Origin of the sequence: Celerinatantimonas sediminis (assembly GCF_046054195.1) — a bacterium.
Classification (GTDB): Bacteria; Pseudomonadota; Gammaproteobacteria; order Enterobacterales; family Celerinatantimonadaceae; genus Celerinatantimonas.
Map to the genome: position 1 here is coordinate 149,087 of NZ_JBEQCS010000009.1, position 14,712 is coordinate 163,798.

11 protein-coding genes are annotated in these 14,712 nt (G+C 44.6%); 2 read left to right on the plus strand and 9 right to left on the minus strand.

The window, feature by feature from the left end; translation table 11 throughout:
* Window positions 1–26: 26 nt before the first annotated feature.
* Complete coding sequence (locus tag ABTQ23_RS12295) at window positions 27–1,205, plus strand: 5-methyltetrahydropteroyltriglutamate--homocysteine S-methyltransferase (RefSeq protein WP_408616028.1); 1,179 nt, start codon at window positions 27–29, stop codon at window positions 1,203–1,205.
* A 59-nt stretch (window positions 1,206–1,264) separates the two neighbouring features.
* On the opposite strand, the gene ABTQ23_RS12300 is transcribed toward ABTQ23_RS12295, so the two are convergent.
* The 9 genes from ABTQ23_RS12300 to ABTQ23_RS12340 form a co-directional block, all read right to left on the minus strand.
* Window positions 1,265–2,599 (minus strand): sigma-54-dependent transcriptional regulator, encoded by a 1,335-nt coding sequence (locus ABTQ23_RS12300; protein ID WP_408616029.1) that lies wholly within the window; start codon window positions 2,597–2,599, stop codon window positions 1,265–1,267.
* Window positions 2,592–4,448 (minus strand): sensor histidine kinase, encoded by a 1,857-nt coding sequence (locus ABTQ23_RS12305; RefSeq protein ID WP_408616030.1) that lies wholly within the window; start codon window positions 4,446–4,448, stop codon window positions 2,592–2,594. Before ABTQ23_RS12305 ends, ABTQ23_RS12300 begins: the two co-directional genes overlap by 8 nt.
* An 82-nt stretch (window positions 4,449–4,530) precedes the next feature.
* Window positions 4,531–6,213, minus strand: a complete 1,683-nt coding sequence (aspT, locus tag ABTQ23_RS12310) for an aspartate-alanine antiporter (protein WP_408616031.1) — start codon at window positions 6,211–6,213, stop codon at window positions 4,531–4,533.
* Window positions 6,214–6,281: 68 nt separating this feature from the next.
* Window positions 6,282–7,910, minus strand: a complete 1,629-nt coding sequence (locus ABTQ23_RS12315; RefSeq protein ID WP_408616032.1) for an NAD-dependent malic enzyme — start codon at window positions 7,908–7,910, stop codon at window positions 6,282–6,284.
* Window positions 7,911–8,186: 276 nt separating this feature from the next.
* Window positions 8,187–9,107, minus strand: coding sequence for an aromatic amino acid DMT transporter YddG (yddG, locus tag ABTQ23_RS12320; protein WP_408616033.1), 921 nt, complete (start codon window positions 9,105–9,107; stop codon window positions 8,187–8,189).
* 60 nt (window positions 9,108–9,167) lie between these two features.
* On the minus strand, window positions 9,168–9,596 hold the full coding sequence (locus ABTQ23_RS12325) for a DoxX family protein (RefSeq protein ID WP_408616034.1): 429 nt from the start codon (window positions 9,594–9,596) through the stop codon (window positions 9,168–9,170).
* 201 nt (window positions 9,597–9,797) lie between these two features.
* Window positions 9,798–11,129, minus strand: coding sequence for a Na+/H+ antiporter family protein (locus ABTQ23_RS12330; RefSeq protein ID WP_408616046.1), 1,332 nt, complete (start codon window positions 11,127–11,129; stop codon window positions 9,798–9,800).
* Window positions 11,130–12,244: 1,115 nt separating this feature from the next.
* A complete protein-coding gene (locus ABTQ23_RS12335) occupies window positions 12,245–13,042 on the minus strand; it encodes an SDR family NAD(P)-dependent oxidoreductase (protein ID WP_408616035.1) in 798 nt (265 codons plus the stop codon).
* 141 nt (window positions 13,043–13,183) lie between these two features.
* A complete protein-coding gene (locus tag ABTQ23_RS12340) occupies window positions 13,184–13,657 on the minus strand; it encodes a YbaK/EbsC family protein (protein WP_408616036.1) in 474 nt (157 codons plus the stop codon).
* Window positions 13,658–13,977: 320 nt separating this feature from the next.
* Between ABTQ23_RS12340 and gstA the strand changes: the two genes are divergently transcribed.
* Window positions 13,978–14,580 carry a glutathione transferase GstA gene (gstA, locus tag ABTQ23_RS12345; RefSeq protein ID WP_408616037.1) on the plus strand — a complete coding sequence of 201 codons (603 nt, stop codon included), beginning with the start codon at window positions 13,978–13,980 and terminating at the stop codon, window positions 14,578–14,580.
* The last annotated feature ends 132 nt before the right edge of the window (window positions 14,581–14,712 follow it).

Sequence of the window (14,712 nt, forward strand, 5' to 3'; positions counted from 1 at the left end):
CAGATTTGCATTTTAAGGAGCTCACCATGTCTCAAGCACAACTTCATGCCCCATTTCACGCGGATATCGTTGGCAGCTTTTTACGCCCTCAATACCTACACGACGCTCGTAGTCAATTTGCGAATGGACAAATCGATGCCGAGCAATTAAAAGCGGTTGAAGATAAAGCCATTATCGAGTTAGTTGAAAAACAAAAGGCAGCCGGTTTAAAAGGGATCACCGATGGTGAATACCGCCGCAGCTGGTGGCATCTAGATTTTATGTGGGGACTCAATGGCGTAGTGAAAAAAGCCATTCCTAAAGGTTATATTTTCGCTGACGTTGAAACTCGTCCAGAAAGCGCCGAGTTAACCGGTAAAATCACCGGTGAAAACCACCCATTTATCGAGCACTTTAAATTTCTGGCAAACTTAGCAGGTCCATCACATTTGCCTCGTCTGACGATCCCTGCACCAGCGCAATTTTTAGCAGAATTAGAACGCCCCGATAATGTGAAAAAAACCCAAGAAATCTACCCCGATAACAATGAACTGATTAATGATATTGCCAAAGCTTATCAAACCTTTATTAAAGAGCTATACAACGCAGGTTGTCGCAACTTACAACTAGATGATTGCACTTGGGGCATGTTAGTTGACCCTAAATTTGCATCAAGAGGAGCTGCTGATACGCCATCACCAGAAGAAGTTTGCAGCTGCGGTCATAGCCATGGAACATTAGATCATACGGCTAATGTGGCTGATATTGCTGAAAAATATCTGAAAGTGAACAACGATTCGATTGCTAATGCCCCTACAGAAATCGTCATCAACACCCATGTTTGCCGCGGTAACTACCGTTCAACTTGGGCAGCGAGTGGTGGTTATGCTCCGATTGCAAAAGTGCTGTTTGGCAAAGAAAACGTAAACGCCTACTACCTTGAATTTGATACTGACCGCGCGGGTGATTTCTCACCTTTGGCTGAAGTGACTGGGGATAAAAAAGTCGTGTTGGGTCTGGTTAGCTCAAAAATACCGGAACTTGAAGATGCCGATGCCATCGCCGCTCGCATCAAAGAAGCAACTCAGTATATTCCGCTTGAGCGCCTCTACCTGAGCACTCAGTGTGGTTTTGCGTCAACCGAAGAAGGCAATAATCTGAGCGAACAACAACAGTGGGATAAAATTGCGCTGGTTCGTGAAGTTGCTAAACGCGTTTGGGAATAAAAAAATAGCAGGCCCAAAACTGGGCCTGCCACACTGACAGCCAATCTTGGCCAAAAAAATTAATCGTGGGTTTTGAGCTTACGTGGCTCAATTCCCAGTTTGCGAATTCGACTATAAAGGGTCGTTTTCGGGATCCCTAATACTTGCGCTGATTGTGAAATGTTACCGTCATGGCGACGTAACTCATCGATGATCAGCGTTTTTTCAAAACTGGCAATGTAATCGTCCAGATTATATTCCCTTTCATTGGCAAAGTCGGCCACATTCAGCCCCAGCACAAATCGCTCTGCCACATTGCGCAGCTCTCGAACATTGCCTGGCCATTCGTGGGTCATCAATTTATGCATCAGTTGCGAGTCTGGTTCAGGGGCAGGACTTGCCAGGCGCTCACTCATCTCTTGGACAAACTTAGCAAACAACAGCGGAATATCTTCACGGCGCTCACGAAGTGGCGGAATGATAAGCGTAACCACATTGAGTCGAAAATTAAGATCTGCGCGAAACTCCCCTTGTTCAGCCATTTGCACCAAATTTGCTTTGGTCGCTGCAACGGTACGAAAATCAACGCTGCGCGACTGATTATCCCCGAGCCGCTCAACTTTTTGATCCTGTAAAACGCGCAAAAATTTCACCTGCATCTGCATCGGCATACTCTCGATTTCATCAAGAAACAGCGTGCCTTTATCAGCATACTCTATTTTACCGATGCGCCGTTTGGTTGCCCCTGAAAACGCCCCCGGTTCATGGCCAAACACTTCGCTTTCAAATAAGCTCTCAGGCAGGCCGCCGCAGTTTAATGGAACAAATTCACCGCTGCGGCCACTGAGCTCATGCAGACAATTAGCAACTAAGTCTTTGCCCGAGCCCGTTTCGCCAAGTAGCATCACGTTGGTTGGCAGAGGAGCGACTTGCTGGATAGTTTTACGCAGCTGAACAATCGCATCAGAGCGACCAATAAGACGACTTTCCAACCCTTTGGAGTGGTTGAGCTCATGGCGTAACGCGCGCACTTTCATCACCAACTGGCGCTTATCCAAAGCCCTTCGAATAACAGCCACTAATTGCTCTGGTTTAAAGGGTTTTTCAATGAAGTCATAAGCACCATCTCGCATGGCTTGGACCGCTGTTTCAACGTTGCCATGGCCAGTAATGAGGATCACCGGCAGTTCTGAGTCTTCTCCCATCAGCTGCTGCAAGTAATCCAAACCATTCATGCCAGGCAGCCAGATATCGGTGACAATCACACCATGAAATTCACGGATGTCCAGAGATTTGAGCTGCTCAACAGCTTCCACTCCTTTTGCATCAATCCCCTCTAACTTGAGGGTCTGGACACAACCGAAGCGAACATCTTCATCGTCTTCAATTACAATGACTTGTTGTTTCTCACTCATCTTTATCACCCGTCAAAACTGGCAGTTCAATGGTAAAACAGCTTCCTGGATTTTGATTTTCAGCCAGCAATTTACCATCGAAATGACGAATAATACTGGCTGACAGCGCTAAGCCCAAACCTAAACCGGTATTTTTTTTGGTTGTAAAAAAAGGCTCGAACAGATGTTCTTTAACGGCATCGGTCAACCCCATCCCATTGTCATAAATCTGAATGTAGACACGATACGCGCTTTTATACCAGTAGATATCAATCAGCTTTTTCTCATTATTCTCTAACGCATCCACCGCATTACTGATGAGGTTGACTAAAACCTGTTCAAGTTGAACCGCATTGGCACGCGTGTATAAAGGCTCATTGGGGGCATGGCAAGACACGAGCACATGGGCTTTGCGAATTTGATAATTCAAAAGCGCCAGAGCGCCATCGATGCAGCCATCAATATCAATGATGGAGAGGTGATCATCGCTGCGACGCGAAAAATTCCGTAACTGGGTGGTTAATTTGGCTAATCGGTCCACCAGTGACGAGATCCGTTGCAGATTTGATTTCACATTTTCGACATCGCCCTGCTCTAAAAAGCGCTCAGTATTGCCAGAGAGCGTGCTTAATGCCGCTAAAGGCTGGTTAATTTCATGAGCAATCCCCGCTGAAAGCTGACCGATTACCGCATGATTTTCAGTTCGAATCAGCTCTTTTTGAAACCCTTTGAGCTGTTCAAACGCTTTATTTTTTTCATCAATTTCAGCGCGTAGTTTAGCGATGGTCTCTTTTAGCTGCGAGCTGCGCTTCGCAACTTTTTCCTCCAAATGAGTATTGAGCTCTTCTAATGCCAATTGCGACTGGCGACGAATCGTTAGTGCTTTGTGCCGCAACACCAAGGAGAGCCATGCTAAAAAGAGCACAGCAGATAAAGTACCAACAGCAACAGAGCGGCTATACGCAAGCGCGCGAACGCTACTGGCACTGGTTAACACGGTCAATGTCATGCGCAGTTTCGGCATATAACGCGACACCGCTAAATAGCTTTGCCGATGTCCATCAATCGTAATCGCGACCATTTCGGCATTATTGCTTAGTGTTTTAAGAGTCTGCCAATGTAGACTTTGTAAAACCCGATGATCGTAGCGCTGAGTTTGATTGAACTCTTTTAATACCGATTCAGAAAGTGGTTTTAATGAGCGATATTGCCAGTGCTTTAGAGATGAAATAACCACTACGCCGTAGCGGTCTGTCAGTAACACCGGATGCTCACCATTGAGGCTATCCTGTTTAAAGCTATCTAGGCTAACTTTAGTCACCGCAACGCCGATGCGTTTATGATTGAGAATAATGGCGGTCGTTAAAAAATACCCTGGCCGAGCGCTGGTTGTGCCAATGCCATAGTAACCGGTGACATTATTATCCTGAGCATTACGAAAATAGGGTCGATAAGAGAGATCATGGCCAACAAAACTATCATTGTGCTCAAAGTTGCTTGAAGCAATGACTCTGCCTTTACCATTAATAATGTAACTGGCAATCGCGCCTACCGCCTGATTTAGATGAGCTAGATACTGGTTCAGTGATTGCTGGGATGATTGCGTTAAGCGACGGCTCAATGTTTCCATCACCCGCTTATCATGGCTCAGATATAGTGGCAATAAGCCATATTTATTAATCTGCTGATGAATATTTTGTTGGAAAATATGCAACGATGAAAGCTGGCGCTGTTCTAACTCGCTAAGTTGGTTATGCGTTGTATATTCATAACAGATCCAGCCGATAGAACCGGTCACTAGAATCGCGATTAAAATTAAAAAACGGGTATCGGACCAGAAAAACTTAGCCAACAGATTACGAGGTTGCACGAGCGGTTTTCACCTTGAGCAGAATAAGTTTTAAAGCCACTAAATTGAGACTATCAATTCAGTGGCTTATGATTTAACCAGTTTAGAAGAAGTTAATGACAACGACTGTAAGCAGTGCCATCACGACCCTCGATACGGCATAACCAATGGTATAACCTAAAACTGGTACGTTGCTATCGCAGGCATCGACCACCGCGCCAAGGGCAGCTGTCGTTGAACGAGCCCCAGCACATGCGCCGACTAAAATTCCTGGGTGGAATTTAAACACAAAATGCCCGAGTATCAAACCTACGAACAATGGAATACAAGTCACCAGAATACCAGCGATAAACAGCATCACGCCATAGTGTTCCAGCCCGGAAATAAAACGTGGCGCAGCATTAAGACCAACAATGGCAATAAAGCCGTTCAAGCCGATGTTATTAAATACCCAGATGGCAGCTGATGGGATCTGACCATAGCTACGTTTTTTGTTGTGAATATAGCCACAAGCAATCCCAGCTACAATCGCACCAACAGAGGTTCCGAAACTTAATGGAATACCCGCGATGTGAATCGTAATTGCGCCTAACAAAGAGCCTATAACAATCCCGAAACCCATGAAGGACACGTCGGTTTTGTTGCCTTTGGCGGCAATATTACCGATTTGTTTGGCAATTTTTTTAACGTCCTGAAATGCACCCAACAAACGAATAACATCACCTTTAGCCAGAATAGGATCGTCTTGTGTAAGTGCTGCATCATCACGGCTCACTCCTTTGATGAACAGTCCGCGACCTGGCTCACTCATTAACTGAGTACGTAAAGCGCTAAGTGGCTGACCGATAAACTGACTGTTTTGCACAACGACTTCGAGTTCTTCGGTGCGAAATTCCAACAGCTGCGAGTCATGAACTTCTTCACCTAATAGCGATTCGAACTTCAACAAATTATCCATCGACCCAGAGGCGATGATGGTGTCATGGTTGTGAATCAGTGTATCGCCTTGAGTTTCAATGATTTCACCATCGTGACGAACGCGGCGAATGAAAATCTGGCCATCACACAGCTGTTCGATTTCACGAACAGTTTTATTCGCAGCACTACTGCTAGTGATTTTATAAGCGCGAGCAATCAAGTTACGATAAGCAGTTGTACCGAGATCGCCAGTTTTACCGTGTTTACGTTCGTAGTCCCGACAAACTTCAGGAAGATTGAAGCCAAATAATTTTGGAGCCAATGTTCCTAAAACCCAGGCAGAACCAGCTGTACCAAATGGGTAAGTCACGGCATAAGCCACTGGCAACAGAGCTAACAGTTCAGCGATTTTTTCTTTGCTCATTCCGCTGTTAGCAATCAAGTTATTGGCAACCCCTAACACAGTGGAGTTGGTATAACCACCAGAAAGCAGCCCCGCAGTCAGAGCGTTGTTATAGCCAAGCATATGGCCTAAAACCCAAGCAGTTGCCAGACCACTGATGCAGACAATAATGGCAAAGAAGACCTGCGGCAGACCATCTGAGCGAATCGCCCGAATAAACTGCGGTCCAACTGAGAAGCCAACTGCAAATAAGAACATGGCAAAGAATGTTGATTGTAGAACATGCGGAATTGGCACGTTCATCTGGCCGATAATCAAACCAGCAATCAGGGTTGTTGTCACAGTTCCTAAACTAAAGGAACCAAATTTTAATCGTCCTGCCCAGAAACCAACTGCCAGCGTGAGGTAAATAGCAATATCTGGGTAGTGATGAAATGTATTGATAATTGCATGAATAGCGAACATGATTTAATGTCCTTTTAGAAGAGCCAGGGCCTAAGCCCTGCGCTCTTTTACATGGTTCTAGGTCGTTATTAGTATTTAGGAGTGTATAACTGGCCTTCAATCCACTGACGAATGTCAGCAGGGCGTTCAACTTGAGCCAAGCCTGAGTCAAACATGTATTCAACAACTTTGGCTGCAGTTTGGATTTCAGATTCTAAAATGTTGTCCTGACTTGGGAACAACATTCCTTGTTCACGCATTTGAGGATTGATCTGATCGGCAACCGCGTGAGCGGCCACAATGAAACATTCATCGTTCAGCAGTTTTGGTTTTGCAACATAAGTTGCCAGACCAATAGCTGGGTAGATGTAGAAGTTGTTGGCTTGACCTGGACGATGCAATTTACCGTTCAGTTCAAAGTCTGGGAACTGCACACCCGCAGCAAACAGCGCTTTACCTTTTGACCAGGTGTAAGCTTGTTCAGCAGTACATTCAACTTTGAAAGTTGGATTAGAGATTGCAAAGATCATCGGCTGATCGCTAAATTCACATAACGTTTCAACGACTTGCTGAGTGAATCCGCCCGCATGAGTACTCGCACCAACAATGATGGTTGGTTTGAACATTTTCAGCGCTTCAATCAGGTTATCAGTATGTTCAACATTGTGCGCAAATGGTGCTTGAGCTTCGTTGAGGTCGTCGCGAGAGCTACAAATCAGCCCATTCACATCAAACATGGCAATGCGTGAATTAGCTTCTTCTTCGCTAACACCTTCTGTCAACATTTCAGCTTTAACCAGTTTGGCGATCCCAGTACCTGCTGAACCCGCGCCATAGAAGAAGACACGCTGGTTTTTAAGTTCTTCTTTCTTGATATTCAAACCGCCTGCGATCCCTGCCAGAACCACACTTGCAGTGCCTTGAATATCATCGTTATAGCAAAGGATCTTATCTTTATAACGATTCAGCATCCGGATTGCCTGAGTCCCTTTCCAGTCTTCAAAGTGCAAGCAACAATCTGGGAATACTTCTTGAATTGCCTGAACAAACTCTTCAGTTAATTCATCGACTTCTTGTTCAGAAAGTGGTGCTTCACGAGTTCCCAAGTAATATGGGTCGTTACGCAACTCTTCATTGGCAGTACCGATATCAAACAATACTGGCAACAAACCTTCTGGTGGAACCGCAGCACATGCAGTGTAAAGCTGCAATTTACCAACTGGGATCCCCATACCATTTGCACCAATATCACCTAAACCAAGGATACGACCGCCGGTTGTGGCACAGATAAAACGAACATCTTTTTCAGGCCAGTTTCGCAGTACATCAGCAATACGACCTTTCATGTAACGAGTGATGTACAAACCACGAGGACGACGGTAGATATAACCGAATTTTAAACACGCATCAGCAACAACTGGATCATACAAAATTGGAATGAAACGTTTAGGATCGCTCATAATTGTTTTATAGAAGACAGTCTGGTTACGTTCTTCTAAGTCAATCAGATAAACATACTGATGCAATTCATCTTTAATTTCATCTAAGTGATCTAAAACACGTTTAACCTGCAGGTCTAAATCTTCCACAGAAGGAGGAAGCAAACCTTCTAAGTTTAATTCTTTACGTTCGGCTTCTGAGAAAGCTGTCCCTTTGTTGATATCGGCACGGACGAGAACCTGACGGCCACTTAACGCACTAGTTTCTTGTTCAAACATCGTCTTTCCTTTCGCTAAATTATGTTAGTCATTCTTATAAGAGCAAGGCCTGTGCCAACTAAAAAATATAATTTAACCTATTGAAAAATAAATATTTATTAATTTTTAATCGATATCATTTGTTTGAAATCTGGAAAATTAGCGAATAGCAACGTTCGAAATCTCGAACGTTTAGATGACGCGCAGAACATTGATTAGGAGTTATAAAGATGAAAAAAAAGCCCACTAAAGGGCTTTTCAATGAGAAAACTATGCATTTGTACGAAATATTGAATTTTAGGAAACGGATGCAACCGGAGCTTGCTCGCGGCGCCCACGGGTAACCCACCAACACAACACAGAACCGAGGCTAATAAATAAACAGCCTTGCCAAAATGGCCAACTTAACGCCACACCTAACTGCCAAGCTGCAATCAATGCTGAAAACACCGGGATAAAATAGGAAAAGATCGCCAGAACAGTCACATTGCCATTTAAAAGCGCTTTATTCCAAGCCGCATAACCACCGCCCATTGCGACGGCGGCCAAAGCTAAATAACCCAATAACGATGGCGAAAACATAGCCATTGAAAACGCAGCTTCGGCACTTAGCGCATATTGAATCCACAAAGAGAGCGCCACCAGCATGAAGAAAAATACAATTCCATCATGCCCCTTAGCCAGGTGTTTGGTTAAGACGCAATACAAGGCCCAAAGCACCGCTCCGGTGGTTGCAAGAATATAGCTAAAGGGGTTACTGGCAAGATGCGACAAGAGCATTGCAAAGCTAATATGTCCTTGGCCAACAACAAGCAACTCGCCAAATAAACACAAGATAATACCAATATAGAGTCCAACATGGCCAAGTCGTTTTTCGCTTAAAATAGCAAACCAAACCGTCAGCGCAGGCCACAGATAGTTCAGCATACTCACTTCGATAGCTTGTTGATTGCTAATGGCAAAGCCCACCGATAACGACATGCATAACTCGTAGCTGACAAACAAAATGGCCCCAATAACAAGATAAAGGCGTGGAAAACTCTTTAATTTCGGCCAACCACCCAGCCATAGCTGAAGTATGGTACCAAGTGAATAAATCAGCGCCAGTGCGCCAAGCACAGGAAGGGAGCTGCTTAGAATTCTCAACGCAGCTGTGATACAAGCCCACAGACCAATGGCAATAAGACCAAGACCTGTTGCTTTAGCTGGGGTAAGCAAACTTGGATCCTTACAGACGAAAATCGCCAGTCTGACCCAAGCTTACTTATAGCGCAAGAGCTAACGCCATTTTTCACTCACAACTGAGTATCGACCAGTTCCAACAAATAGAACAACGAGCGCCATCAATGCATAAAACATCAAGCTTTCGATAGCCCAAGCACCGACTTTATCAACAGCAAATGTTGCATCAACATCAACCAATAACCAAGCTACAACCATCGTACCGAACACAACGATTGCACAAGGGCGACATAAGATCCCTAAAATGATAAGAATTGGAGCCACAATTTCTCCGATATATACACCATAGGAGACAAATTCAGGAACACCGTGTGCGACCAGCATTGCGCCAATCCCGCCAACACCTGACATTAATTTATGAAATCCATGAAACAACAGCATTCCAATTGACAAACGTAAAATTAATTTTGCCAGATCGGGATGGTTACACTTCTCATTTAAGGCATTTAATAACGACGTAACCATATTTTTTCTCCTCGAAAATCCCTGAAAAATGGTCACTCACTACGCTACCTAAGATTTACTTTTAACTGTTGATGTAAGTCAATAACGTTTGATGAACAACCAGTTAGAGGAAAATAACCGCAAAAATATTGATCTAAAAAAGGCAAGTTTCCAAGAAACTGGAAACTTGCCCGCGACTAAACTGATATTTTTATCAAAAATCTATAACACCATCGCGGCGACCCAACCACTGACCAACAATGGCAAGTTGTAATGGATAAATGTTGGGATAACGCTATCGCGAATATGATCATGCTGCCCATCGGCATTCAAACCCGATGTCGGTCCAAGAGTTGAATCAGAAGCTGGAGAGCCAGCATCCCCAAGGGCTGCTGCCGTGCCCACCAATGCGACAGTTGCAGTATGATCAAAGCCCAAGTGCAAACATAGCGGCACATAAATCGTGGCGATAATCGGAATAGTACTAAATGAAGAGCCAATGCCCATGGTAATCACTAGCCCGACAATCAGCATGCTGGCAGCCGCCACCGCTTGATTACTGCCGAGCCAACCACTTAGCGTATTAACCAGCGTATGAACATCACCGGTGGCACGAATGACCGCCGCAAAACCTGCTGCGCTAATCATAATAAAGCCGATCATAGCCATCAGCTCAACGCCACCTGAGAAGACATGTTGCGATTGTTGCCAACTGACTTGGCCTAATAAAAAGAACACCGCTAAGCCACTAAGCGCACCAAAAATCATGGAGCCTGAATACAACTGAACTCCCAGAGCAACGAGTGCCGCTACGATTGCAACAATAATCGAAAACACCGATGGTGTTCGGATCTCTGGCAACTTCTCAAGCAGCTCTTTATCGTCATAAACTCGCGGTTTTCGGTAACTGATAAACACGGCAATCAACAATCCGACTACCATCCCAATAGCCGGGATCCACATCGCTGGCGCAACTTTAGCCGGATCAATTTGAAGCCCATTTTGCGCTAAGTTCCCCGCCAGTAACTGATTTAAGAAAACCCCACCAAATCCAACGGGCAAAACCATATACGGGGTAATCAGGCCGAAGGTAAGTACACAAGCAATTAACCGCCGATCAAGTTTAAGATGGTTCATCACATGCAACAGCGGTGGCACTAAAATAGGAATAAATGCGATGTGCACCGGAATAAGGTTTTGACTGAAGATAGCCATCATTAAAAGTAGCGAGCAAACAAGAGTACGCATCAGCAAAATGTGACTAGCGCTTGGCGAATCCTCAATGCGCGAGATAATCTGAGACGCCATCCAATCGGTTAATCCTGAGCGAGAAATCGCAACAGCAAATGCCCCTAACATCACATAACTTAAAGCAATCTCAGCGCCTTCACCTAACCCGCTTTCAAAGACTTTGGTCACTTCAGAGAAGCTCATGCCACCGAGCAATCCTGCCGCGACCGCACTCACACACAATGCAATAACCACATTTAAACGTAATACACTTAATAACAACATTAGGCAGACACCAACAACCACAGCGTTGGTATGCGCCATCAAATAAGAAATCAACGTTGACTCCTTTTACTCACAAACATAACCACGATAATTCCCGTTCAATTTGATGGTCGGATAAAACGGCCAAAACTCGGGCCTCTGTATACCGTTTTTCACCTTCGCTGCCAAGCATCGAGCGGTCATATTGAGCAATTTATGAAGATAAGCGAAGCGTTCGTTGAGATTTCGCTCAGATTTTCTGTTGTAGCCCGGCAGAATCGAAGTGGATGCCGGGGCATTCACTACAAATTTCGAGGACATTAGCGCTATAAAATAAACCCGGATTGCATTTCATTACATCCGGGCTACGGTTGAACCACGCTTATTCTACAATTTGAACGGCTCTGATTTTCTATTGTAGCCCGGCAGCAGCGAAGTGGATGCTGGGGCATTCACTGCAAATTTCGAGAACATTACCTCTATAAAATAAACCCGGATTGCATTTCATTACATCCGGGCTACGATTCAACCACGCTTATTTTCCACATTGAACGCTCTGATTTTCTATTGTAGCCCGGCAGCAGCGAAGTGGATGCCGGGACATTCACTGCAAATTTCGAGAACACTAGCTCTACAAAATAACCTCCGGATTGCATTTCATTACATCCGGGCTACCATTCAACCCCGCTTATTTTCCACTTTGAACGCTCTGATTTTCCGTTGTAGCCCGGCAGTAGCGAAGTGGATGCCGGGACATTCACTGCAAATATCGAGAACATTACCTCTATAAAATAACCCCGGATTGCATTTCATTACATCCGGGCTACGATTTAACCATGCTTATTTTCCACATTGAACGCTCTGATTTTCTATTGTAGCCCGGCAGCAGCGAAGTGGATGCCGGGACATTCACTGCAAATATCGAGAACATTACCTCTATAAAATAAACCCGGATTGCATTTCATTACATCCGGGCTACGATTTAACCATGCCTATTTTCCACTCTGAACGGCTCAGATTTTCCGTTGTAGCCCGGCAGTAGCGAAGTGGATGCTGGGGCATTAACGCGCACATTGCGTGCACATGGATTCAACCATGACATAAAAAATGCCAATCAGTTGAACTGACTGGCATCGTTATAAATCTGTTTTCTCTGACTAAATTATTGGCAATATTTATGGCGCGATGGAATCAACCACACCACCATCAACTCGAAGGGCTGCCCCACTTGTTGCAGATGACAGCTCTGAGCATGCATAGACAATCATGTTAGCGACTTCTTCGGTCGAAGCCATCCGCTGAATAACCGACGATGGTCGATTGGCTTTGACAAAGGCAATGCCTGCCTGCTCAAGACTCTGTCCGGACTGCTCGGCTTGGTCTTTAAGCATGTCTGCCACACCTTCACTCATCGTTGGCCCCGGCAATACCGAATTCACTGTAACACCAGTCCCAGCCATGCGTTTTGCTAGTCCTCTGGCGATACTGGTGCACGCTGTTTTTGAAAAACCGTAATGAATCATATCGGCTGGAATATTAAATGCGGATTCAGAAGATAAGAACACAACCCGTCCCCAATGTTTTTCAGCCATCGCAGGCAAATAATGACGCGCAAGTCTTACGCCAGACATCACGTTCACATCAAAATATTGTTGCCAGACGCTATCATCGGTTTCAAAGAAATCTTTCGGGCCAAAGATCCCCATATTATTGACCAAAATATCGCACTGTGGCTGGGCCTGAATCAGTTTGTCGCAGCCCTCGCTGCTACCAAGATCGGCTGCAACAGCAATTAACTGAGCATCCACAACAGTTTGTTTGATTTTAGCGATAGTACTTTGTACAGCCTCATCCGTTCGACCATTCACGACAACTTTAGCGCCGCATTGGGCAAGTCCAGTTGCTGTTGCCAAACCAATTCCTTTCGTGGAGCCTGTGACAATAGCGAGTTTATCGGCTAAGTTAATTTGCATCTATTCCTCCTCTAGTTACTGATTTGGGCGGTGTCTAAGCTAAGTCATTAAGACGCCGTCGTTTTGTTGCATTTGAATATCTTAACAACTCATCTATTGCTCTCAAGCAAAATCAGCCAAAACGTTAGGGAGTTTAGGTCATTAACTCTCTAATAAATCACTAAACTGAGCATGTACTAAATCAGCTAAAGAGAGCGTATCGACCAGCATGGCGCGGCCAACTTCTCCTGAAGAAACACAGATTTGACATTGATGGCGGGCTTTTTCATCAAAGAATATGGGGTAACCTTTATTTCGCCAAATTCCTACCGGGTTATTCGCACCATGCTCATAACCCGTTGTCGCAATGAGTTTTTCATTATCGACCATCCCGACACTGCGATTACCAGAAACTTTTGCCAATTTCTTATAAGACATTCGAGCTTGCACGGGCACCACAGCGATAACCGGGCCTGTGCGTTTACCTGTTAACGCGAGCGTTTTATACACTTTTTCCCAGCTAACGGTTGGCTCGGATCGTACCGGCACATTGGGCTGGTCACGGATAAACTGAATACTTTGATAGGGAATGGCTAATTCATCTAAAAACAATTCGACAGCAGTTTTCTGCAACATGACAACTCGACCTCTGAAGACAACTTTCTATGCATGCAAAAATACAAGCAAGGTGCAAAATTGATTTTATCATGGCTAAAATAATTTATGCGGGCACAAAATCGCAAAACTAAAGCTCTTGAGATTAAATTATCGCTCAAAAAATAATGAGTGCGTTTAAACAAAAGACTAAAAATGGCAAATTTTATACTCTGCGGCCTTTAGTTTTTAACAAAGCGATGAATATTGCACCAAGATCGCTTTACGCTGGTATCTGAATCGTAAAAGCTGTGATAAAACTAGAGTATTTGCAAAGACGCAATTAATCACAAGGGAGTCTTATGAAACTGTATTTTGCCCCAGGAGCCTGTTCGCTAGCGCCCCATATCGTTCTTGAAGAACTCGAACTGCCTCACACCTTAGAACAGGTTGATCTCAAATCGAAGAAGACTCAAAGTGGCGAAGATTATTCCACAGTAAATGCCAAAGGTTACGTACCCGCACTGGCGCTTGACGATGGTAATGTATTAACAGAAGGCTGTGTGATCAGCCAATATTTAGCTGAACTTCACCCAAATAAACAGCTATTTCCACTTTCAGGACTTGCTCGCTATCAACTGCAGAGCTTGATGGTTTATATCGCCACTGAAATTCACAAAACGATTGGCCCTATGTTTAACCCTCATCAAGAGGCGAAAAGCCGCGCCGCTAGTGAAGCGACTATGAATAAACGGCTAGGATGGATAAGCGAACAACTTGGCAATCGTGAATTTATCTTCGGTGAACATTTCACTATTGCAGATGCCTATCTGTTTACCGTTCTAAACTGGATGAATATTGTCAAAGTCGACCTAAACCAATGGGAAAACCTAACGCACTATCAACAGCGAATTGGTACTCGACCTAGCGTGCTTCGCGCCTTAAAAACGGAAGGGCTGATTTAACCCATATAAACCGCGCAGCTAACTTTTAATGCTGTGCGGTAATACTGACTTTTTGCTAGGCAGTGTTGATCTTTGTGCAAAAAACAGTCGGCATAGCATCAAGGTATAATGGTTTCGCCAAAAATCGTTACA